Below are 21,671 nucleotides of genomic sequence, written 5' to 3' on the forward strand. Positions count from 1 at the left end.
GAAGACTGGGATGAGAAATACTCGTGCTCTGACAATGATAGGGGTGGCGCTGTTCCTGGCGCTGGCGGCCGTGGTGGTGGCGGCGCAGTGGATCGCCGGCCAGTCGGCCAGCAACAGCAACAAGGTGGCGGTGGCCATGCTCGACATCAGCATGGGCGCGCGCATTGCGCCGGAACTGGTGCACATGGTCGACTGGCCGGCCAGCTCGGTGCCGCCGGGCGCGCTGACCGACGCCAAGGCGCTGGAGGGGCGCATCACGCGCGCCAACATCCAGCGCGGCGAACCGATCACCGAGGGCAAGCTGGCGCCGGCCGGCACCCAGGGCGGCCTGTCGTCGGTGGTGGCCGAGGGCAAGCGGGCGATGACGGTGCGCGTCAACGACGTGGTGGGCGTGGCCGGCTTCGCGCTGCCGGGCAACTATGTCGACATCCTGGTCAACACGCAGAGCGACAGCAACGGCGATCACCTGGCGCGCGAACAGGCCATTTCCAAGATCGTGCTGGAGCGCATCCTGGTGCTGGCCATCGCGCAGGAGTCCAGCCGCGACGATACCAAGCCGAAGGTGGTCAACGCGGTGACGCTGGAGCTGACGCCGGAGCAGGTGGAAAAGCTGGACCTGGCGCGCAGCGTCGGCACCCTGTCGCTGGTGCTGCGCAACCAGATCGATCCGAACGCCGCCAATACCGAGGGCGCCACCAAGACCAGCCTGCTCGGCGAGAGCGCGATCGCCACCGCGCCGGCGCGCGCGCCCGGTTTTGCGGCGTCTGCGGCGGCCGAGGCGGCGGCAACGGCGCGCGCGGCCGCGCCGGCGCCGCCGCCGCGCGCGCCACGGCCGGAACGGCAGGGCGACAAGGTGGAAGTCATCAAGGGGCTGGAGCGTAGTTCACAACAATTTTAAGCGGGGAGGACGTGACTTGAGCAAGGTAACTACGCGATTCCGCAACGTGCCGCTGCGCACGCTTGCCCTGACCGCGCTGCTGTGCGCCGCCGCGCCCGCCAGCCTCGCCGCCCAGCCGGCCAAAGCGCAACCGGCCAGCGCTGTCACCAACGCCGCCAACGGCGGTGCGGCACGGGCCGCCGTTGGCGCAGGCGCCGCGTCCGGCGCATCTGGCGCCGCAGCATCCGCCGCAGCGGCGCCGGGGCTGGAAGTGGCGCGCGAGATCACGCTGTCGGCTGGCAAGTCGACGCTGATGCGCCTGCCCTTCCCGGCCGCCCGCGTGGCCGTCGGCGACGCCAAAATCGCCGACGTCATCCTGCTCAATCCGAGCGAGATCTATATGCTCGGCAAGTCCACCGGCTCGACCAACCTGATCGTCTGGAACCGCGGCAACCAGGCCAGCGTCATCGACATCACCGTCGGGCTGGACACGGCCGGCCTGCGCCAGCAGTTCAGCGAACTGTTCCCCAACGAGCGCGACATCCGCATCACCGTCTCCGGCAATGCGCTGATTTTGTCCGGCAGCGTGGCCGACGCGGTGCGCGCGGCGCAGGTGGTGGCGGTGGCCAGCGCCTATCTGCAACGCACTTCGCGCAGCGGCAACACCGGCACCGCCGCCGCGCCGGACGCCGCCGCCCAGGCCGCGCAAGCGGCGGCCGGCAGCGGCGCGCCAACTGCCGCCTCCGGCGCCGCCGCCGGCGCCGCGTTCCAGGCCGCGATGGACCCGATGTCGGGCCTGTCGCAAGGCGGCAACGGCGGCAGCCGCGTGGTGAATATGCTGGGCGTGGCCGCGCCTCAACAGGTGATGCTGGAAGTGAAAATCGCCGAGGTGTCGAAAACCCTGGTCGACCAGCTTGGCGCCAGCGTCGGCCTGAACGGCACGCGCGGCAGCTGGACCTACACCATGCTGTCCAATCTGCTCAGCGGCAACCCGAGCAAGATCGACGCCTTCAACAACGGCAGCGGCAAGTTCGTCACGCTGGACGCGCAAAAGAACGACGGCCTGGTCAAGGTGCTGGCCGAGCCGACCGTGATGGCCATCAGCGGCCAGGAGGCCAGCTTCCTGGCCGGCGGCAAGATCTTCATCCCGGTGGCGCAGGACAGCACCGCCGGTTCCAACCGCGTGACGCTGGAGGAAAAGGAATACGGCATCGCCGTGCGCTTCACGCCGACCGTGCTCGACAACGGCCGCATCAACCTGCGCGTGTCGCCCGAGGTGTCCGAGCTGAACCGCGAAGGCATCGGCATCAGCGCCACCGGCGCCACCGCCACCGCCGTGCTGCCGTCGTTCACCACGCGGCGCGCCAGCACCACGGTGCAGCTGTTCGACGGCCAGAGCTTCGCCATTGGCGGGCTGATCAAGAACAACGTCACCAGCAGCATCAAGGCCTTCCCCGGCCTCGGCGAGATTCCGATCCTCGGCGCGCTGTTCCGTTCGAGCGACTTCCAGAACGACCGCACCGAACTGGTGTTCATTGTCACGCCGCACCCGGCGCAGCCGCTGCCGCCGAACCCCAAACTGCCGACCGACGATTACGTGCAGCCGAGCCGCTTCGACTTCTTCCTCAACGGTAAGATGGAAGGCCGTGCGGGCGGCGCCGGCGCCACGCCTGCCCCGCCTGCCCCGGCCGCGCCCGGGCCGGACGCCCGCCGAGCGCCGCCCGGCCTGCCCGGCGACATTCAATAGGAGACGCCATGCGACCCATCCCCGCCCCCGTCCTCGCCGTGATTGCCTCACTGCTGCTCGGCGCCTGCGGCACCTCGCCGCAGCTGGACCGGCAGTTCGGCGACAGCGTGCGCCAGGCGCGCGCGCAGCAGACGATCGACCCGCAGGCCGGACAGCAGCGCCGCCCGGTCAACGGCCTCGACGCGCAAGCGGCCGCCGCGGCCTACCAGAGCTACCAGCAGTCTTTCAGCACCAGAGAAGACAGCGGCAACGCCTTCAGCATCGGCGTCGGCAAACGCTAACCAGCCCAGGAGCGGCCCCTTGAAGATCACCGTCATCTCCCGCGACGAACGCCAACTGGCCGACCTGGTGCGGCTGCTGCGCGCGCGCGCCGCCGCCGACGAAGTCGACCAGCTGATCGGCAGCGTCGCCCGCGGCGTCACCCTGTTCACCGACGACACCCTGCCGGACGTGCTGATCATCGACCGCCCGCAGGGCGCCGACGACGACCTGCAACATCTGGAGCGCTTCTCGTCGCAACACCCGAACATCGCCTGCGTGGTGCTGTGCGCCGAACAGGACCCGCAATTCCTGCTGCAGGCGATGCGCGCCGGCGTGCGCGAAGTGCTGCCGGCGCCGGCCGCCAGCGGCGCGCTGTACCCGGCCATGGAGCGCATCGCCGACAAGCTCGAGCGGCGCGGCCACACCAGCGGCAAGGTGCTGGCCTTCATCTCCTGCAAGGGCGGCAGCGGCGCCACCTTCCTCGCCACCAACCTGGCCTACGCGCTGGCCGCCAGCGGCAAGCACAAGGTGGCGCTGATCGACATCAACCTGCAGTTCGGCGACGCCTCGCTGTTCGTCTCCGACCACAAGCCGCTGGCCACGCTGAGCGACGTCGCCCAGCAGATCCACCGGCTCGACCCGTCGTTCCTGACCTCGTCGATGCTGAACATCACGCCCAACTACGGCGTGCTGGCGGCGCCGTCCGACCCGGCGCACGCCAACGACGTCAAGCCCGACCACGTCGACGCCATCCTCAAGCTGGCGCGCCGCCAGTACGACTTCGTGGTGCTGGACGTCGGCCGCAGCCTGGACGCGGTCAGCATCCGCGCGCTCGACCACGCCGACCTGATCTTCCCGATTCTGCAGACCACGCTGCCGTATATCCGCGACAGCAAGCGCCTGCTCAACGTCTTCCGTTCGCTCGAATACGGCAAGGAGAAAATCCAGCTGATCGTCAACCGCCACGACCGCAACAGCGAAATCCGCCTGAAGGACCTGGAAAGCGCGTTCGACGCCGAGATCGCCTTCACCATTCCCAACAACTACGACGCCGCCGCCGCCTCGGTCAACCAGGGCGTGCCGGTGTTGCAGCTGTCGCCCAACGCGCCGATCAGCCAGTCGCTGGCCGAGCTGGCGCGCAAGCTCAGCGGCGAAGCGGCGCCGCAGCAGCAAGGCGGCTGGCTGGCCCGCCTGCGGGCACGTAAATAAAGGAGCGCCCCATGAGCAGCCCCCCGTCTCCCTGCGCGAACGGCTGGAAAACACCGACATCCGCGGCTCCGGCCAGCGCGCCCAAGGCATCGACAACCGCGCCTACCAGAAGCTCAAGCAGCGCCTGCACGCGGCGCTGCTCGACCGCGTCGACCTGGAAAGCATGCAGCGGCTCAACCCCGACCAGATCCGCGCCGAGCTGCGCAACCTGGTCGAGAAGCTGCTGGAAGAGGACGCGGTGGTCATCAACGACGCCGAGCGCAAGACGCTGACGCGCGACATCCAGAACGAGATGCTCGGCTTCGGCCCGCTGGAACCGCTGCTGGAAGATCCGACCGTGTCGGACATCCTGGTCAACACCTACCGCCAGATCTACGTCGAGCGACGCGGCAAGCTGGAGCTGACCGACGTCACCTTCAGCGACGACGCCCACCTGATGAAGATCATCGACAAGATCGTCTCGCGGGTCGGCCGCCGCATCGACGAATCGAGCCCGATGGTCGACGCCCGCCTGCCGGACGGCTCGCGCGTCAACGCCATCATCCCGCCGCTGGCCATCGACGGCCCGATCATGTCGATCCGGCGCTTCTCGGCCGACCCGCTGCGCCTGGCCGACCTGGTGGCCTACGGCTCGATGACGGCCGACATGGCCGAGGTGCTGCAGGGGCTGGGCAAGGCCAAGGTCAACATCGTCATCTCCGGCGGCACCGGCTCCGGCAAGACCACCATGCTCAACGTCATATCCGGCTTCATCAACCCGAGCGAGCGCGTGGTCACCATCGAGGACGCGGCCGAGCTGCAACTGCAGCAGCCGCACGTGGTGCGGCTGGAAACCCGGCCGCCCAACATCGAGGGCAAGGGCGAGGTCACGCAGCGGGCGCTGGTGCGCAACGCGCTGCGCATGCGGCCCGACCGCATCATCCTCGGCGAGGTGCGCGGCGCCGAGGCGCTCGACATGCTGGGCGCGATGAACACCGGCCACGAGGGTTCGATGGCGACGATCCACGCCAACACCCCGCGCGACGGCCTGACGCGGCTGGAAAACATGGTGTCGATGGCGGCCGCCAATCTGCCGACCAAGGCCATGCGCCAGCAGATCAGCAGCGCGGTCGGCGTGGTGATCCAGGTTTCGCGCCTGACCGACGGCAAGCGCAAGGTGATGTCGATCCAGGAGGTGACCGGCATGGAGGGCGAGATCATCACGATGCAGGAAATCTTCTTCTTCAAGCAGACCGGCCTGGCCGAAGACGGCAAGGTGCTCGGCCACCACACCGCCACCGGCATCCGTCCGCGCTTCATCGAGCGGCTGCGCAACTTCGGCGTCAACATCGGCGGCGCGGTGTTCGATCCGGCGGGGCACTGAGATGGACTGGCGGCTGCTGCTGTTCATCGTGCTGATCTTCGCCGCCGTGGCGCTGCTGGTGTGGGGCGCCTACACCGGCTGGAACAACGCGCGCGGCCCCGAGGCCGAACGCATCGCGCGGCGCCTGCGCAACGCCATCGGCGATAGCGGCAGCGAGCTGGCGGTGTCGATCACCAAGCAGCGCACGCTGGCGCAGGACCCGGCAGTGCAGCGCTGGCTGGCGGCGCTGCCCGGCATCGAGCGACTCGACCGGCTGCTGCTGCAGACCGGGCGCCGCATGAACGCCGCCCAGCTGTGCGCGCTGATGGCCGGCTGCCTGCTGATCGGCTTCATTGTCGCCAGCGCGCTGCAGCTGCCGTGGCCGGGCCGGCTGGCGCTGGCCGCGCTGGCGGCCGCGCTGCCGGTGCTGGAGGCGCTGCGCGCCAAGCACCGGCGCATCCTGCGCATCGAGGCGCTGCTGCCGGACGCGCTGGACATGATGGGGCGCGCGATGCGCGCCGGCCACGCCTTCCCGACCGCGCTGAAAATGGTCGGCGAGGAAATCCCCGACCCGCTGGGCGCCGAGTTCCGCATCGTCTTCGACGAGGTCAACTTCGGCGTCGCGATGCCGGACGCGCTGATGAACCTGGCCGTGCGCGTGCCCAGCACCGACCTGCGCTACTTCGTCATCGCCGTGCTGATCCAGCGCGAAACCGGCGGCAACCTGACCGACCTGCTGGCCTCGATCAGCGCCATCATCCGCGACCGTCTCAAGCTGCTCGGCCAGGTCAAGGTGATGTCGGCCGAGGGGCGCATGTCGGCCTGGGTGCTGGGACTGATGCCGTTTGCCGTCGGTGGGCTGGTGTCGGTGGTCAATCCGGGCTCGCTGGAAATCCTGTTTACCGATCCCGGCGGGCGCAAGATGCTGGGCGTGGCGGCGGCGCTGATGGTGATCGGCATGCTGGCGATCCGCAAGATCACCACCATCCGCATTTAGGGGCGCGCCATGACTTGGGTCCAGATCATGTTCCTGCTGGTGGTCTTCATCGCCGTGTTCGGCGGCGTGGTGCTGGCGGTGCGCCTGCTCAGCGCCAACCCGGTCAAGGACCGGCTGGAGGCGCTGCACGAGCGCAGCCAGGTCACGCGCAAGAGCGCGCTCTGGATCGAGGCGGTGGTCAACCTGGCGGCGCCGCTGGCGCGGCTGTCGCTGCCGACCGAGGGCTGGGAAAACTCGCCGGTGCGGATGCGCTTCATCAACGCCGGCTGGCGCACGCCGTCGACGCCGGCGCTGTTCTTCGCCGGCAAGACCGGGCTGGCGCTGCTGCTGCCGCTGATCGTGTTCCTCTACCTGAGCAGCAAGGCCATCGCCACCGACCGCAACGTCGCGCTGCTGTGGATGGTGGTCGCCGGCGGCCTCGGCTACTACCTGCCGAACCTGCTGCTGAACCATGTGGTCAAGACGCGCCAGCGCGACATCTTCGAATCGTTTCCGGACGCGCTCGACCTGATGACCGTGTGCGTCGAGGCCGGGCTGGCGATGGACGCCGCGCTGGCGCGCGTGGCCAACGAGATCGGCCTGAAAAGCGTGGTGCTGGCCGAGGAAATGCAGCTGGTGACGCTGGAGCTGCGCGCCGGCAGCGCCAAGGACAAGGCGCTGCGCAACCTGGCGCTGCGCACCGGCGTCGAGGACGTCGACGCGCTGGTCACCATGCTGATCCAGGCCGACCGCTTCGGCACCAGCATCGCCGACTCGCTGCGCGTGCAATCGGAGCAGCTGCGCATCAAGCGCCGCCAGCGCGCCGAGGAGCACGCTGCCAAGATCTCGCTCAAGCTGCTGTTCCCGCTGATCTTTTTCATCTTCCCCAGCCTGCTGGTGGTGCTGCTCGGTCCGGCGATACTGAATTTGTACCGCAACCTGCTGCCCGCCATGGCCGGCATGAACTGACCACCCAGGAGTGACCATGACCCGACGCCCCGCCTGCCTCCCCCGCGCCCTGCTGGCGCTGTGCTGCGCGCTGCTGTGCGCCTGCCTGCTGGCCGCCTGCGGCGGCGGCGGCGGTGGCGGCGGCTGCACCACCATCGATCCCAACCGCGATCCCAACCTGCCCGGCTGCGGCACCGCCGGCGGCGGCAACACCGGCAAGGCCGCCGTCACCCTGACCATGACCGACGCCAGCGGCGCCGCCGTCACCAGCCTGGCACCCGGCGCCAGCGCCACGCTGACCGCCGAGCTCAAGGACGCCAACAACGCGCCCGTGCCCAACACGGTGGTGGTGTTCAGCAGCACCGACGCGCGCGCCGTGTTCTCGGCTGCCGCCGGCAGCGTGGTCAGCGACGGCAACGGCAAGGCCACGCTGCAACTGAGCCCGGGCGTGGCCAGCGCGGCCGGCAACTATGTGGTGACCGCCAGCGCCACCATCGGCGGCACGCCGCTGACGGCCAGCGCCAACTACAGCGTCGGCGCCGCGCCCGGCACCATCGGCACGCAGCTGAACTTCGTCTCGGCCGCGCCGCAAAACATCGCGCTGCGCGGCACCGGCGGCGCCGGGCGGCAGGAGAGCGCGGCCGTCACCTTCCGCGTGCTCGACAGCGGCGGCAACCCGGTGGCCGGCCAGAGCGTCAGCTTCGCGCTAAACACCACGGTCGGCGGCATCACGCTCAACCCGTCGGGCGCGGTCAGCAACGGCAGCGGCCTGGTCAGCACCACCGTGTCGTCGGGCACGATCAACACGCCGGTGCGCGTGACGGCCACGCTCAACGCCAGCGTCAGCACCTTGTCGGACCAACTGGTGGTGTCGACCGGCGTACCGGAGCAGAACAGCTTCTCGCTCAGCGCTGTCATCAAGAACATCGAGGGCGGCCAGTTCAACGGCTGCACCGCGCCCACCGGCACGCTGGTCACCGCGCGCCTGGCCGACCACTTCCACAACCCGGCGCCGGACGGCACGGCGGTCAGCTTCACCGCCGAGGGCGGCAGCATCGACGCCTCCTGCGTGACCGGCCTGGTGCAGACCACCCAGCCGGACGGCAGCGTCGTCACCAGCAAGGGCACGCCCGGCGAATGCTCGGTGCGCTTTTGCGCCGGCAACCCGCGTCCGGCCGACGGCCGCGTGACGGTGCTGGCCTATGCGCTGGGCGAGGAAAGCTTTACCGACAGCAATGGCAACAACCGCTACGATCCGGGCGAGCCGTATACCGACCTCGGCGAAGCGTTCCGCAACGACCGCGCGGTCACCGACGCCAATGCCAACGGTCGCGACGACGTCTTTAACAGCGGCAACGCGCTGCGCGCCAGCGGCGAGCAGTACATCGACGCCAACGCCAACAACGGCTGGGACCAGGGCGGCAACGGCGTCTACAACGGCGTGTTGCAGACCACGCCCAATGTCAACACCGGCAACGCCAACACCGTGCACGTGCGGCAATCGCTGGTGATGGTGCTGTCCAGCAGCACACCGAACGTGCAGCTGCTTAGCAGCCCCACCGGCAGCGGCACGCTGGCGCTGGCGCACTGCGACAGCAACACCGCCTTTGTCAACGACACGCGCACCTTCAGCTTCGCCATCCGCGACAGCAATCCGACCGTGTTTGCCACCAACCGCCGCAGCGCCCATGCCGGCGATCCGGACTGGCTGTTCGACCGGCCCGGCAATCCGCTGCCGGCCGGCACGCGGATCGCGTTCACCACCTCCAACGGCACGTTGCTGAGTTCGCCGGCGGTGACCGTGCAGAACACCAGCGAGGCCGATTCCAGCGCCTGGGTCCACACCGTGGCGCTGATCAGCGACGCCGCCCAGGACGGCGCGCTGAACTGCACCAACACAATCGCCACCGGCATGCTGACCATCAGCGTGACCACCCCCAACGGCGTTGTCACGCAGACCAGCTTCCCTGTCACCGACTGAGGACGCCATGGACAGCCGCCCCGCCCCGCCGAAGCCGCCCGCCACGCCGCAGCCGGACACGCACGACGCAGCGCCGCCCGCCCCGCCCGCCCCGTATGCCGACGGCCGCCTGCATGCGCGGCCGGACCTGCTGCGGCAGATCGCCCACCAGCGCCAGCCGGCGCTGGACTGCGGCACGCACCAGCTATCGTTTGCCGACGGCCGCAAGGCCGTGCTGCACGTGCCGCCGCACCTCGACTCGGGCGCCGGCGCGCTTGGCAAGCGGCTGCACCTGCTGTTGCTGCTGCACGGCGCCGCCGGCCAGCATGGCGGCGGCGACCATATCGCGCTGGCGCACGCCATGCGCCACGGCGCGCTGCTGCTGATGCCGGAAGCGCTGTCAAGCAGCTGGGACTTGCTGCGCGGCGGCTTCGGCCCGGACCTGGCCTTCCTCGACCGCGCGCTGCTGTGGGTGATGCAGCGCTATGACGTCGACGAGCACGCGATGGCGATCGCCGGCTTTTCCGACGGCGCCTCGTACGCGCTGTCGGTGGGACTGATGAATGGCACGCTGTTCAGCGATATCCTGGCGTTCTCGCCCGGCTTCATGGCGCCGCTGCGGCGCGAGGGCCAGCCGCGCGTGTTTGTCGCGCACGGCAAGGACGACCCGGTGCTGTCGGTGCGGCGCGGCCACGACATCGCGCAGCAACTGGCGCGGCAAGGCTATGCCGTGCGGTACGAGGAATTCGACGGCGCCCACATCGTTGCGCCGCCGGTGGCGCGCGCCGCGCTGCAACGGCTGGCAGGCTGAGCGCCGCCGGTCAGGCCGGGCAGACGCGGTTGCGCCCGGCCGACTTGGCCGCGTACAGCGCCTGGTCGGCCGCCGCCACCAGCATGCTGGCCAGATGCACGCCGCGCTGCGGCGTCAGCGTCGCCACGCCGGCGCTCAGCGTCACCGCCCCGAACGGACTGCCCTCGTGGCGCAGGCGCAGCTGCGCCACCGCCTCGCGGATGCGCTCGGCCACGCGCGCGCGCCGGCCAGCTCGGTATTGGGCAGCAGGATCGCCACCTCCTCGCCGCCGTAGCGCGCCGTCAGGTCGCCCGGCCGCTTCGGCGTCAGCGCGCGTATCAGCTGGCTGACCGCGCGCAGCACCTCGTCGCCGGCGCCGTGGCCGTAGCGGTCGTTGTACTGCTTGAAGTAATCGACGTCGAGCATGATGAACGCCAGCGGCGCGCCGTGGCGCATCGCCCGGCTGAACTCGTTGCCCAGCGTGACATCGAGCTGGCGCCGGTTGGCCAGCCCGGTCAGGCCGTCCGACATCGCCTGCCGCGCCAGCGTGCGGTTGGCGCTTTCCAGCGCGTCGCGGGCGTCGCGCAGCTCGGCCTCGGCCTGCGCGCGCAGCCTGATCTGATCGACCAGCCGCTTGCCGAAAAAGCCGATGAACGCGGCCAGCACCACCACCGCCACCGAGCGCGTGAAGGTGTCGCGCCGCCAGCGCTCCAGCATCTCCTCGCGCGACAGCGCGGCTGTCACAAACAGCGGATAGTGTGCCAGCGGCCGGAAGCTGTTGAGCCGCAACTCGCCATCATGGAAGGAGCGCAGCAGCGCGTTGCCGGCGCGCGCGGGCCCGCGCAGCTGCGCGTAGTGGCGGAACACTTCGCTGTCGCGCATGCTGCCGCCGACGCGCTGGCTGTCGAACGGCTGGCGCAGCATCAGCATGCCGTCGTTGGACATCAGCGCCACCGCGCCGCGCCGGCCGAGGTCGAAGCTCTGGTAGTAGCGGCGGAAGTAATCGATGTCCAGCGTGCCCAGCACAACGCCGCCGAAGCTGCCGTCCGGCCGGTTCAGGCGGCGCGACACCGGCAGCACCCACTTGCCGCTCGACCGGCTGAGCACCGGCTGGCCGACGTGCGGGCCGCGCCCGGCATGGTCGCGGTGGTGGGCGAAGTATTCGCGGTCGGCGTTGTTGTAGCTCTGGTGGCGGAGGCCGCGCGAATTGACGGTCCAGCCGCCGTGCTCGTCGTAGACGAACAGCCCGACCAGCTGCGGCAGGTTGGCCACCTGCGCCTGCATCTGCTGTTCCAGCCGCGCCCGCACCGGCGCGCCGCGGCCGTCGGTTTCCAGCCGCTCGACGATATCGGCCAGCGCGATATCGACCGCCTTGATGGTGTCGTCGGCCTGCTGCGCCATGGCGCGCGCCAGGTTGGCGCCCTGCCGCTCCATCTCCTGCAGCTGCTCGGCGCGCGCATGCAGGCTGCGCCAGACATCGACGCCGACCAGCGACAGGCACACCACGCCGACAAACACGGTGGCCCAGAAGGTGAAGGAAAATCGCTTGAACATGGGTGCGTACAGGGCATTGCTGCCCTGCTGTTATACAACAAAACCGCCGCGCGCGACGCTCAGCCGGCGTCCAGCAGCGGCTGCAGATGGCGCCACGCCAGTTCCGGCGTCAGCTTGACCATGCAGTCCTGGTGGCCCAGCGGGCACTCGCGCTGCTTGCACGGCGCGCAGTCGAGCCGCAGCGACACCGACGCCGCCAGGTCGGAAAACGGCGGCGCGTGGTCCGGATCGGTCGGGCCGTACAAGGCCAGCACCGGCCGGTTCAGCGCCGAGGCGATGTGCAGCAGGCCGGAATCGTTGGCCACCACGGCCGCCGCCCGGGCCAGCAGCGCGATCGCCTCGGCCAGGCTGGTGACGCCGGCCAGGTTGAACGCCGCCGCGGCCGGCAGGCCGGCCGCCACCTCGGCGCAGGCCTGCTCGTCCTTGGGCGAGCCGAGCAGCGCGATCTGCGTGGCCGGGTCGCGCGCCAGCAGCGCCTGCGCCAGGGCGGCGAAATGGCGCGCCGGCCAGCGCTTGGCGCCGCCGAACTCGGCGCCCGGCGCCATCGCCACCAGCGGCCGCGCCGGGTCGAGGCCGCAGCGGGCGAAGGCGGCGGCGACTTGCGCGCCGCCCACGGTCAGCCGCGGGCGCGGCAAGGCGGCCCGCAGCGCCGGCCCCTGCACCGTCACCGGCGGCCGCGCCAGCGCCGCGTAAAACGCCACCATCGGCCGCGGCGGCGCCTCGTCGTGGTGCATCACGTTGATCAGGCCGTAGCGGCTCTCGCCCTGGTAGCCGACCCGCCGGCGGATCCCGGCCAGCCACGGGATCAGCGCATACTTGATGGTGTTGGGCAGGATATAGGCGTCGGCATAGCCGCGCCGGCGCAGCAGGCGGGCGAACTGCCAGCGTTGCCGGAGTTGCAGGGCGCCGTGGCGGAACGGCGTCTCCAGCACCTCGTCGACCTCGGCCGCCTGGCGCCACACCGGCGACACCGCCGGCGGCGCCAGCACATCGATCGGCCGTTCCGGATGGGCCGCGCGCAGCAGCTGCAGCAGCGGCTGCGCCATGACGGCGTCGCCGATCCAGTTGGGCGAAATAATCAGGGTGCGCAAGGGCTTCACCGGGCCGCCTCCTGCGCGTGCAGGCACAATCCAACCAGCAGGAACAGCATCAGCGCGTAAAAGATATTGCTGAGCATGGACCAGAAGATCACTTCCGTCAGGCCGAAGCTGAAATAGCACAGCACCAGCAGCATGCCGGCCAGCGCCGGCGCGCGCGCGCCAGCATGGCGCTGCAGCTGGCGGCGGAAGAACAGGAACGGCGCCGCCAGGAGCGCGCCGTAGGCCAGCAGGCCGAACACGCCGCCATACACCAGCACCTGCAGGATATCGTTATGGAAATGCTCGTACTCGAGCACGAACGGCGGCGCGCGGCGCGCGGCCACCAGCTGCTCCAGCTCGGCACGCACGGCCGGGATGCTGGCGCCGGCCAGCGGATGGCGCTCGATCAGTTGCAGCGCGCTGCGCCACAGCTCCAGCCGGATGCCGATGCTGGTGTAGCTCGAGCCGCCGGCATAATACTGCTCGACATCGCTGATGCCCTGGTCGAGCCGCGCGCGGACCCCGGTCTGCGGAATAAAGTAGGTGCTCACTATCAACGCCAGCGCCAGCAGCGCCAGCGCCTTGCGCCAGCGCCCGCGCAGCAGCTGGCCCTCGCGCAGCAGCAGCAGCGCCGCCAGGCCGAGCGCGATCCAGCCGCCGCGGCTGCCGGTGGCCACCGAGCCGGCCAGGCCGGCCACGGCGCCCAGCGCCGGCCAGACGGCGGTGCGGCCGGCGAAATCCAGGCTGGCGGCCAGGCACATCAGGCCGATGCACAGCATGATGTCGCCAAAGGTGATGGCATTGATCAGGCCGCCTGGACGATCGACGCCCAGCCCCCAGCGCTGGTAGGCGATGAAGGCGCAGCCGGCGGCGGCGCCGGCGATCAGCCCCCACCACAGGGCCTTGCGGCTGGGCCGGCAGGCCAGCACGGTCAGCGTGACGCTGACGGCGGCCAGCATGCGCACCGGCTTTTCGATGTCGCGCAGGCGGAAGGCGCCAAACGCCAGTCCCTGCAGCACGGCCAGCAACAACACCGCGGCAAAGGCTACCAATACCCAGCGAATATCAGTAAGATGGCGCACCAGTTCCGGCCACCCTTGCCGGCGATAAACAATCGCCGTGACCAGAAAGGCAAAACTGCACAAGCCGACGCCAAAATTGGTAATCAGCAGCAGGAAGGGAAACAGGAAGATCAGGCTGTGGATCAGGACGGTGCTGGTCGGGGACTGGGTGGTATTATTCATTCATATAATCGTTCATTGCAAAAAAGCAATCCGCCACAGTTCGTACACCATGCCAGCCGCCCTTATCTCTGTTGTCATTACCACCTATAACCGGCCGGATGCGCTCACCGCCGTCGTCGAAGCCTGCTTTGCCCAGGACGATCTCGGATTCGAGGTCATTATCGCTGATGACGGCTCGGGCCACAACACGGCCCAGGCGGTGGCCGCGCTGCAGGCGCGCGCGCCGGTGCCGCTGCGCCATGTATGGCAGGAGGACCTGGGCTTTCGCGCCGCCCGCGTGCGCAACCTCGGCACGCTGGACGCGCGCGGCGACTACATCATCTTCCTCGACGGCGATTGTGTGCCGCAGCGTAATTTTATCAGCCAGCACCGCAAGCTGGCGCAGCGCGGCTATCTGGTGCAGGGCAGCCGCATCCTGCTCAGCGAACAGGCCACCGCGCGCGTGCTGGCCCAGCAGGCCGACCTCCATGCACTGGACACGCGGACCAAGCTGGCGTGGCGCCGTAGCGGCGCGCTCAACAAGGTATTGCCGCTGCTGATGCGCTTGCCGGATGTGGGGCGCGCGCGCCACCGCTTCAGCTGGCGCCGCATCAAGAGTTGCAACCTGGCCGTCTGGCGCACCGACCTCGAGCAGGTAAACGGCTTCGACGAAAGCTTCCTCGGCTGGGGCCACGAGGACGCCGACCTGGTGCTGCGCCTGTTCCATGCCGGCGTGATGCGCAAGGACGGCGCCTTTGCCACCGAGGTCTTCCACCTGTGGCACCGCCAGAATCCGCGCGACCAGGCCAGCAGCAACCGCGCGGCCGTGCTGCAGCGCGCGGTCGACCGCACCATCGTCGCGGTCAGGGGCTGCGCGGCAGCTGCCAGGCCAGCGCCTAGCCGCCATGGCATCGCCATCACCACCAAATTCAACCTGTTCCACTGCACCGACTGACTTGCCCATGACCACCGCCAGCACCTCCCTCCTCGTTCCCGAGCGCGGCAGCCCCCTGTCCTCGACCCTGCTGTTTGCCCTGCCGGCGCTGGCGCTGACCAGCAAGGACGGGCTGGGCCTGGTGCAATTCATCATCCTGCTGATCTTCCTGCGCCACCTGCCCAAGGTGGTGCGCGGCTACCTCCAGCACTGGGGCGAGCTGGGCGGGGTGACGCTGGCCTTCTTCTGCTACTTCCTGGTGTCGCTGCTGCGGCTGATCATCGACGAGCAGCCGCTGCGCACGCTCGACGGGCCGGCGCGGCTGCTGATCGGCCTGAGCTGCATCGGCGTCATGTTCTATCTGCGCCCGCGCATCCGCTACTTCTGGCTCGGCCTGTGCGTGACCAGCATCGTCGCGGCCGCGGTAGCGAGCTGGCAGGTGTTTAGCGGCGAGATGACGCGCGCGGTCGGCTTCACCCACCACGCCATCACCTTCGGCGACCTGGCGCTGGCCTCGGGCCTGATGGCGGCCTGCGGCCTGGCGGCGTTCCGCGACCCGCGCCTGGCGCGGCTGCAATGGCTGCCGGGACTGGCGCTGCTGGCCGGCATGCTGGCCTCGGTGCTGTCGGGCGCGCGCGGCAGCTGGCTGGCGCTGCCGCTGGTGCTGGTGCCGCTGCTGACCTATGGCCGCCGGCTGTACGGCCGCCGCGTCTACACCATGGTGGCGCTGGCGCTGGGCCTGATGGTGCTGGCCTGCCTGATTCCGGCCAGCGGCGTGGCCGCCCGCGCCGCGCTGGCGCTGGGCGACGTGCGCGCCTACCTCGACGGCGGCGTCGCCAGCACCTCGGTCGGCATCCGGCTGGAACTGTGGCGCGCCTCGCTGATGATGTTCGCCGAACACCCGTGGCTCGGCGTCGGCCGCGACAACTTCGACGCCGCGCTGCACGCGCTGGCGGCGGCCGGCCGGCTGCAGCAGTCGCCGGCGCTGGCCTACAGCAGCGCCCACAACGATCTGCTGCACTGCCCGGCCACCGGCGGCGTGCTGGACGCCTCGCTGCTGCTGCTGATGTACATCGCGCCGCTGCGCTACTTCACCGCCGAGCTGCGCCGCCCGGACCTCGGCCAGCACAGCCTGGCGCTGGCCGGCGTGGTGCTGGTGGCCGCCTTCATCGGCTTCGGCCTGACCGACGTGATGTTCTGGCTGATGATGCCGAAAGTGTTCTACGTCATGATGGTGTGCAGCCTGATCGGCATGTGCCTGGCGGTGCGCCACCGGGCGCCGACGCCGCGCCGCATCCTCATCACGCGCACCGACAACATCGGCGACGTGGTGCTGACGCTGCCGCTGGCCGGCTACCTGAAGCAGCTGTACCCGCAGGCCGAAATCGTCTTCCTGTGCCGGCTGTACGCGGCGGCCGTGGTGGCGCAATGCCGCCATGTCGACCGGGTGCTGACGGTGGAGGAGCTTGGCAAGGACGTCGCCGCCAGCCTGCGCCAGACCGGCTGCGACACGGTGCTGTTCGCGTTCCCGCGGCGCGAATGGGCCTACGCCGCGCGCCGCGCCGGCATCGACCGCCGGGTCGGCAGCGCGCGCCGCCTCTACCACTGGCTGACGTGCAACCGCCTGGTCAACTTCAGCAGCCCGCTGCAGCGCCTGCACGAGGCGCAGCTCAGCTTCAAGCTGCTGCTGCCGCTGGGCGTGGACTACGAGCCGCCGCTGGACGAAATCTGGCCGCTGTACGGCCTCGACACGCCGCGCCACCCGGCCGCCGACGCCGTGCTGGCCGGCCCGCAATTCAAGCTGATCCTGCATCCGAAGTCGAACGGTAACGGCCGCGAATGGCCGCTGGAGCACTACACCGCGCTGGCGCGCATGCTCGGCGACGACGCCAGCGTGCGGGTGCTGGTGACGGGCAGCCCGTCGGAAGGCGAACTGCTGGCGCAGCAGGCGCCGGCGCTGCTGGCCTTGCCGAACGTGGAAAACCTCTGCGGCAAGCTCGACCTGGCCGGCTTCACCGCGCTGATCGGCGGCTGCGACGGCCTGGTGGCCAGCGGCACCGGCCCGCTGCACCTGGCGGCGGCGCTGGGGCGGCCGGTGGCCGGGCTGTTCCCGCCGATCAAGCCGATCGACCCGGTGCGCTGGGCCGCGCTGGGACCGCGCGCCACCAACCTGGTGCAGCCGAACGGTTGCGGCCACTGCGCCGACCCGGCCAAATGCAGCTGCATGCACGCCATCACGCCGCAGCAAGTCTACGACGTCATCCAAAGCTGGCGTTCTGCCGCGCCGCGCTAGTCGAGCAGGCTGATGCGGACCAGGTCGGCGACGTTGTCGACGCCCAGCTTGCTCATCAGCCGCGCCTTGTGCACCTCCACCGTGCGCACGCTGATGCCCAGCGCCGGGCCGATCTCGCGGTTGTGCCGCCCCTCCACCACCAGCGCCATCACTTCGCGCTCGCGCGGCGTCAGCTCGCTGAGCAGGGTGGCGCTGCGCGAACGGCGCTGCTGCGCGCTCTGCGTGGCGCGCGCGCGCGACAGCGCTTCGTCGATCGCGGCGATCAGCTTGCCGTCGTCGAGCGGCTTTTCCAGGAAGTCGACGGCGTCGGCCTTGAACGCCGCGCGCGCCGTGCCGACGTCGCCATGGCCGCTCATGATGATGACCGGGATCGTGCAGCCACGCTGCAACAGCTCCTGCTGCAAGGCCAGCCCGTCCATGCCGGACATGCGGATATCGATCAGCAGGCAGCCGCTCCACGCCGGCTGCCAGCCCTGCAGGAAAGCCTCGGCGCCGCCGAACACCGCCGTACGGTAGCCGCGTATCCCCAGCAGCAGTCCCAGCGCGTCGCGCACGGCCGGGTCGTCATCGACAATGAATACGGTTAAATCATGCTGCAACATAGTGGTCCTGTCCCTCGACTGCGGGGCGCGCCAGCGGCAGCGCCAGTTTGAAGATGCCGTGATCGCCCACTTCGGCCCAGAGCGAGCCGCCGTGCGCTTCCATGATGGCCCGGCTCAGCACCAGGCCCAGTCCCAGGCCCGAGGCCTTGGACGATACAAAAGGTTCGAACAGCCGCGCCAGCGTTTCTTCCGAGACGCCGCGGCCGCTGTCCTCGACCGTCAGCTGCAGGCAGCTGCCCTTGCCGTGCTGCTTGCTGTCGAGCACCTGTGCCGACAGCGTGACGCGGCGCCGCCCCTCGGGCAGCTCCTGCACCGCGTCCAGCGCGTTGGCCAGCAGGTTGCGCAGCACCAGCTCGATCTGCAGGCGATCGGCCAGCATTGCCAGCGGCGGCATCGGCTCGACCTGCAGCTGCACGCCGTGCTGGCGCAGCTGGGTGAAGAATTGCTGGCTGACCGAGGCCACCAGCTGCCCCGCCTCGACCGGCTCCAGCTGCATCGCGCCGGTGCGGAAGAAGTCGCGCAGCCGGCGCACCACCTCGGCCGCGCGGCCCGACTCGGCGATCATGCGCTGCACCGCGTTCTTCAGCATCTCGCCGTTTTCATTGCGCTCGATGAGGAACTGGCAGGCCTTGCCGTAGGCGCTGAGCGCGGTCAGCGGCTGGTTCAGCTCATGCGCCAGCGCGGCCGCCATCTCGCCGGCCGCCGCCAGCCGCAGCGATTGCTTGAGGTCGTTCGACACCTGGCGCAGCTCGTCGACCACGATGCCCAGCGAGAAGCCGACCAGCGCCAGCATCGCGTCCAGCAGCTGCAGCTGCGCCACCTCGATGTTGACCGCATTGTTCCACTTGACCAGGCCGCCGATGCCCAGCTGCAGCACGAACACCATCAGCGCGGTGCCGTACAGGCCCTGGCGCGAGGCCGCCCAGATCACCGGCAGGAACAGGAAGTAGAAGTGCTTGAACTCGGAGGTGGCGATGGTGCTGAACACAAACACCAGCACGCAGATCGCCAGCGCCAGGTAGCCCAACGTTTCATAGCGCCACACGGTTGACTTCAGGCGCTGGCGCCCGGCCGCCGACGACAGCATCCACACCAGCGGCATCGACACCAGCACCCCGACCAGGTCGCCGATGCCGAAGCGCAGCACCACGGCCGCCCATTCGCCCGGCGGGATCAGCCCGGCCAGCGACAGCAGCGACATATACACCACGTCGTTGAGCAGCGTGCCGGCCAGCACGATCAAGACCCACTGGAACAGCTTGCCGCGATTGTCGAACAGGCCGGCGCTGCCGAACACGCGCCGCAGCACTTCGCCCAGCGCGCCGTAGCCGGCAACCAGCCACAGCGACAGCAGCAGCGTCAGCGGCAGCCCGGCCGGCATGCCGCGCACCAGCCACTCGCCCAGCACCAGCGCCGCATACCACGGCAGCGCCGCGCGCCAGCCGTGCAGCAACCACATCACCAGGCCCAGCGCGGGGTCGGGATTCCACGGCGTGATGTTCAAGCCGTACAGCGGATCGATATAGGTGGCCCAGTCGAACAGCACGTACAGCACGATGAACAGCGGGGCAGACAGGTAACGCGAGTTCATACCGGCGGTTTTGTATCGCAATGTATCATTATGCATTGCCGCCATTCATTCTGCCTTGCTTTTTTCCCATTAGGGCAACCCTTATCCGTACTGCATCTCATCTATACAACACCCGGCTTCGCCGAGCACAGAATATTAAGGGTTATCCATAGATCTTTACACTAATTTACATTGCGTTACATGCAACGTACCATCGCGGCTCGCCTGCCAAGGCCCTTTTGGAAGAGTTCCGATGTCGCAGTCCGTCACCATCTGTTCCGGCGCAGCCAGATTCACCGGGTTGAAGTTCCTGCGCGAACGCCTCAAGCTGGCGCTACGCGCGCGGCTGCACCGCAGCGCCACCGCCGGCTGGCTGGCCCTGCTGAACTCGCATCCGATGTTCGCCGAGCTGGTCAAGGCGCAGCCGCGCCTGATCTACAAGATTTACCGCCCCTACCTGAGCAACACCGTCGACGCCGGCGGCCGCCTGGCCATGCTGGGCGCGCACTACCGCCACATCTTCCGCCACGGCCTCGGGCCGCTGACGCTGCAGGCGGCGCGCACGCCGGTGCCGCTGGCGCGGGTTGACGGCAAGAGCGGCCTGCCCTACCACGTGCAGCTGCGCGCCATCGACCCGATGGAGCGCGAAGGCGAACTGGTGCTGCAACTGCTGCAGGGCGAGGCGCTGGTGACCAGCTGCGCCTTCGCCTTCTTCGACGGCGAGCGCGGCATGGTGCTGGGCGTCGGCTGCCTGCAGGGGCCGAAGGCGAGCGCGGGCTGCAACTGATCAAGGACGCCACCCGCGAACTGCACGGCCTGCGGCCGAAGAACCTGATGCTCAAGCTGCTGGGCCAGATCGCCCACGACTACGGCTGCGTCGAACTGCGCCTGGTCGGCAACGCCAACCGCGCGGTGTGCGGCGCCACCCGCCAGGGCAAGGTGCACGCCGACTATGACGCGCTGTGGCTGGAGCTGGGCGCATCGCGGCGCGCCGACGGCGACTTCCAGCTGGCGAGCGAGCCGATCTGCGAGCCGGACCTGGCGGCGGTCGCCTCGAAAAAACGCTCGGAGGCGCGCAAGCGCCATGAGACGCTGTGCGAGCTGGCGCAGGCGATCGGCGTCAGCTTGCGGGCGCCGCGCATCGGCGCCGTGCCGGCGGAGGCGCCGCAGCTGGCGCCGCAGGAAGAGGACGCTGAGAAGTACGCCCTGGCATAAAAAATCTAGTACCATGGGCTTTTCGTCACAGGAGAAATACCATGCGTGTGGATATTTATTGCCGAGATGAAGCGCAAGGCAAGCATACCTATCTGGCCGTGCCTGAAGGCAAGCCGATTCCTGAAGAAGCCACCAATACCGACTGGCACGCCGAAGCCCAGCGTGTTGAAGTCGACGACGAGCGCGACGAGCTCCCCGCCTATCACATCGAACAGCCGCTGGCGCAGATTGGCGCCAAGGGATACGCCATTACCGGCGTTGGCGCGCAGTTCTGAGCGAGCCTGTCACCTGCGCAAGCCCTCCCGCGTCACTCCCGCGCAGGCGGGAGTCCATGGAACGCTGACGCGGCATGGCCTCCCGCCTGCGCGGGAGTGACGGCGATCTGCGCGAGCGGCGCTTAGTACTCCACCATTACCTCTTGCGCGCCCAGCACCTGCCGCAGCGCCAGCTGCAACTCGTCCGACGGCGCCACGCGCCACGCCTCGCCCAGCTGTAGCACGCAGCTGACGCCCTGCGGCTGAATCCGCGCCGATATCGGCAGGCCGTCGGCCTGGCGGAACGGCGCCAGCACCTCGGCCACCTTCTTCGCATCCACCGTGGTCGGCAGCGCCATGCCCAGCTGCTTGCCGTGCTTGACGCGCGAGCTGACGATGTCGAACACCTTCTCGGCCGAAATCCGCAGCCCGCCCGAGAAACGGTCCTCCGACACCTTGCCGATCACCGCCAGGAACTCATCCTCCTTGAACATGTGCTTGTGCTCCTCGAACACCTCGGCATACACGGTGACCTCGACCACCGCGCTCTTGTCGTCCAGCGTGACAATCAGCAGCTTGCCGCGCTGGGTCATCTGCGGCCGGATGCCGGTGATCACGCCGCACAGGATGCGCGGATCGCGCGACGGCTCCAGGTCCGCCAGCTTGGTGCGGGCGAAGCGCCGCGCTTCCGGCGCGAACGAGTCGAACATGTGGCCGGACAGGTAGAAGCCCAGCGCGATCTTTTCTTCGGCCAGCTTCTGGCGGTCGGTGAACGGCGCCGCCTTGACGTAATCCGGCGGCGGCTCGAGGTCGGAATCGTCGCCGCCGAACAGGCTG

At 69.4% G+C, this 21,671-nt stretch carries 17 protein-coding genes and 2 pseudogenes; 13 read left to right on the forward strand and 6 right to left on the reverse strand.

What is annotated here, in order from left to right; genetic code table 11:
• Nucleotides 1-10 precede the first annotated feature (10 nt).
• The 9 genes from cpaB to ACRQ5J_RS24675 all read left to right on the forward strand — a co-directional run bounded on the left by cpaB (nucleotide 11) and on the right by ACRQ5J_RS24675 (nucleotide 10,131).
• Complete coding sequence (cpaB, locus tag ACRQ5J_RS24635) at nucleotides 11-898, forward strand: Flp pilus assembly protein CpaB (protein WP_432380565.1); 888 nt, start codon at nucleotides 11-13, stop codon at nucleotides 896-898.
• Between the two features lie 16 nt (nucleotides 899-914).
• Entirely contained in the window at nucleotides 915-2,624 is a 1,710-nt protein-coding gene (locus ACRQ5J_RS24640; RefSeq protein ID WP_432380566.1) for a type II and III secretion system protein family protein, read from the forward strand.
• An 8-nt stretch (nucleotides 2,625-2,632) separates the two neighbouring features.
• A complete protein-coding gene (locus tag ACRQ5J_RS24645; protein WP_432380567.1) occupies nucleotides 2,633-2,905 on the forward strand; it encodes a hypothetical protein in 273 nt (90 codons plus the stop codon).
• Nucleotides 2,906-2,924: 19 nt separating this feature from the next.
• Nucleotides 2,925-4,094 carry an AAA family ATPase gene (locus tag ACRQ5J_RS24650; protein ID WP_432380568.1) on the forward strand — a complete coding sequence of 390 codons (1,170 nt, stop codon included), beginning with the start codon at nucleotides 2,925-2,927 and terminating at the stop codon, nucleotides 4,092-4,094.
• Between the two features lie 163 nt (nucleotides 4,095-4,257).
• Nucleotides 4,258-5,457, forward strand: coding sequence for a CpaF family protein (locus ACRQ5J_RS24655; RefSeq protein ID WP_432380569.1), 1,200 nt, complete (start codon nucleotides 4,258-4,260; stop codon nucleotides 5,455-5,457).
• Between the two features lies 1 nt (nucleotide 5,458).
• Complete coding sequence (locus ACRQ5J_RS24660) at nucleotides 5,459-6,433, forward strand: type II secretion system F family protein (protein ID WP_432380570.1); 975 nt, start codon at nucleotides 5,459-5,461, stop codon at nucleotides 6,431-6,433.
• A 9-nt stretch (nucleotides 6,434-6,442) separates the two neighbouring features.
• Nucleotides 6,443-7,381, forward strand: a complete 939-nt coding sequence (locus ACRQ5J_RS24665; protein WP_432380571.1) for a type II secretion system F family protein — start codon at nucleotides 6,443-6,445, stop codon at nucleotides 7,379-7,381.
• Between the two features lie 16 nt (nucleotides 7,382-7,397).
• Nucleotides 7,398-9,341 carry an Ig-like domain-containing protein gene (locus ACRQ5J_RS24670; protein WP_432380572.1) on the forward strand — a complete coding sequence of 648 codons (1,944 nt, stop codon included), beginning with the start codon at nucleotides 7,398-7,400 and terminating at the stop codon, nucleotides 9,339-9,341.
• Between the two features lie 7 nt (nucleotides 9,342-9,348).
• Nucleotides 9,349-10,131 (forward strand): alpha/beta hydrolase, encoded by a 783-nt coding sequence (locus tag ACRQ5J_RS24675; protein WP_432380573.1) that lies wholly within the window; start codon nucleotides 9,349-9,351, stop codon nucleotides 10,129-10,131.
• 10 nt (nucleotides 10,132-10,141) lie between these two features.
• Here ACRQ5J_RS24675 and ACRQ5J_RS24680 read toward each other — a convergent pair.
• The 3 genes and pseudogenes from ACRQ5J_RS24680 to ACRQ5J_RS24690 all read right to left on the reverse strand — a co-directional run bounded on the left by ACRQ5J_RS24680 (nucleotide 10,142) and on the right by ACRQ5J_RS24690 (nucleotide 13,987).
• A pseudogene (locus ACRQ5J_RS24680) lies at nucleotides 10,142-11,664 on the reverse strand (sensor domain-containing diguanylate cyclase).
• Between the two features lie 59 nt (nucleotides 11,665-11,723).
• Nucleotides 11,724-12,764 carry a lipopolysaccharide heptosyltransferase II gene (gene waaF, locus ACRQ5J_RS24685; protein ID WP_432380574.1) on the reverse strand — a complete coding sequence of 347 codons (1,041 nt, stop codon included), beginning with the start codon at nucleotides 12,762-12,764 and terminating at the stop codon, nucleotides 11,724-11,726.
• Nucleotides 12,761-13,987: an O-antigen ligase family protein gene (locus ACRQ5J_RS24690; protein WP_432380575.1), complete on the reverse strand. Its 1,227-nt coding sequence runs from the start codon at nucleotides 13,985-13,987 to the stop codon at nucleotides 12,761-12,763. Before ACRQ5J_RS24690 ends, waaF begins: the two co-directional genes overlap by 4 nt.
• Nucleotides 13,988-14,036: 49 nt before the next feature.
• Here ACRQ5J_RS24690 and ACRQ5J_RS24695 point away from each other — a divergent pair, with 49 nt between their 5' ends.
• Together ACRQ5J_RS24695 and ACRQ5J_RS24700 are read left to right on the forward strand one after the other, a co-directional pair.
• Nucleotides 14,037-14,921 (forward strand): glycosyltransferase family 2 protein, encoded by an 885-nt coding sequence (locus tag ACRQ5J_RS24695; protein WP_432380576.1) that lies wholly within the window; start codon nucleotides 14,037-14,039, stop codon nucleotides 14,919-14,921.
• Nucleotides 14,922-14,928: 7 nt separating this feature from the next.
• Nucleotides 14,929-17,193, forward strand: coding sequence for a glycosyltransferase family 9 protein (locus tag ACRQ5J_RS24700; protein ID WP_432380577.1), 2,265 nt, complete (start codon nucleotides 14,929-14,931; stop codon nucleotides 17,191-17,193).
• Here ACRQ5J_RS24700 and ACRQ5J_RS24705 read toward each other — a convergent pair.
• The gene (locus ACRQ5J_RS24705) at nucleotides 17,190-17,795 is read right to left on the reverse strand and encodes a response regulator transcription factor (protein ID WP_432380578.1); all 606 of its coding nucleotides are present in this window, start codon (nucleotides 17,793-17,795) and stop codon (nucleotides 17,190-17,192) included. The genes ACRQ5J_RS24700 and ACRQ5J_RS24705 overlap by 4 nt on opposite strands.
• A complete protein-coding gene (locus ACRQ5J_RS24710) occupies nucleotides 17,782-19,386 on the reverse strand; it encodes an ATP-binding protein (RefSeq protein WP_432380579.1) in 1,605 nt (534 codons plus the stop codon). Before ACRQ5J_RS24710 ends, ACRQ5J_RS24705 begins: the two co-directional genes overlap by 14 nt.
• A gap of 232 nt (nucleotides 19,387-19,618) precedes the next feature.
• Between ACRQ5J_RS24710 and ACRQ5J_RS24715 the strand changes: the two are divergent.
• Both ACRQ5J_RS24715 and ACRQ5J_RS24720 read left to right on the forward strand, forming a co-directional pair.
• A pseudogene (locus ACRQ5J_RS24715) lies at nucleotides 19,619-20,580 on the forward strand (DUF535 family protein).
• Nucleotides 20,581-20,621: 41 nt separating this feature from the next.
• On the forward strand, nucleotides 20,622-20,855 hold the full coding sequence (locus ACRQ5J_RS24720; protein ID WP_432380580.1) for a DUF6139 family protein: 234 nt from the start codon (nucleotides 20,622-20,624) through the stop codon (nucleotides 20,853-20,855).
• A 122-nt stretch (nucleotides 20,856-20,977) separates the two neighbouring features.
• On the opposite strand, the gene ACRQ5J_RS24725 is transcribed toward ACRQ5J_RS24720, so the two are convergent.
• The coding region (locus ACRQ5J_RS24725) for an OB-fold nucleic acid binding domain-containing protein (RefSeq protein WP_432380581.1) at nucleotides 20,978-21,671 on the reverse strand (694 nt) is incomplete at its 5' end.

The sequence above is a fragment of the Duganella sp. P38 genome (genome assembly GCF_050859475.1).
GTDB lineage: Bacteria > Pseudomonadota > Gammaproteobacteria > Burkholderiales > Burkholderiaceae_D > Rugamonas.

What these genes read in the sequence shown, in the direction of transcription:
- ACRQ5J_RS24700 (WP_432380577.1), top strand. Translation starts at nt 14,929, where the DNA reads ATGACCACCGCCAGCACCTCCCTCCTCGTTCCCGAGCGCGGCAGCCCC.
- ACRQ5J_RS24675 (WP_432380573.1), top strand. Translation starts at nt 9,349, where the DNA reads ATGGACAGCCGCCCCGCCCCGCCGAAGCCGCCCGCCACGCCGCAGCCG.
- ACRQ5J_RS24710 (WP_432380579.1), bottom strand. Translation starts at nt 19,386, where the DNA reads ATGAACTCGCGTTACCTGTCTGCCCCGCTGTTCATCGTGCTGTACGTG.
- ACRQ5J_RS24645 (WP_432380567.1), top strand. Translation starts at nt 2,633, where the DNA reads ATGCGACCCATCCCCGCCCCCGTCCTCGCCGTGATTGCCTCACTGCTG.
- ACRQ5J_RS24655 (WP_432380569.1), top strand. Translation starts at nt 4,258, where the DNA reads ATGCAGCGGCTCAACCCCGACCAGATCCGCGCCGAGCTGCGCAACCTG.
- ACRQ5J_RS24690 (WP_432380575.1), bottom strand. Translation starts at nt 13,987, where the DNA reads ATGAATAATACCACCCAGTCCCCGACCAGCACCGTCCTGATCCACAGC.
- ACRQ5J_RS24705 (WP_432380578.1), bottom strand. Translation starts at nt 17,795, where the DNA reads ATGTTGCAGCATGATTTAACCGTATTCATTGTCGATGACGACCCGGCC.
- ACRQ5J_RS24660 (WP_432380570.1), top strand. Translation starts at nt 5,459, where the DNA reads ATGGACTGGCGGCTGCTGCTGTTCATCGTGCTGATCTTCGCCGCCGTG.
- ACRQ5J_RS24665 (WP_432380571.1), top strand. Translation starts at nt 6,443, where the DNA reads ATGACTTGGGTCCAGATCATGTTCCTGCTGGTGGTCTTCATCGCCGTG.
- cpaB (WP_432380565.1), top strand. Translation starts at nt 11, where the DNA reads ATGAGAAATACTCGTGCTCTGACAATGATAGGGGTGGCGCTGTTCCTG.
- ACRQ5J_RS24720 (WP_432380580.1), top strand. Translation starts at nt 20,622, where the DNA reads ATGCGTGTGGATATTTATTGCCGAGATGAAGCGCAAGGCAAGCATACC.
- ACRQ5J_RS24670 (WP_432380572.1), top strand. Translation starts at nt 7,398, where the DNA reads ATGACCCGACGCCCCGCCTGCCTCCCCCGCGCCCTGCTGGCGCTGTGC.
- ACRQ5J_RS24695 (WP_432380576.1), top strand. Translation starts at nt 14,037, where the DNA reads ATGCCAGCCGCCCTTATCTCTGTTGTCATTACCACCTATAACCGGCCG.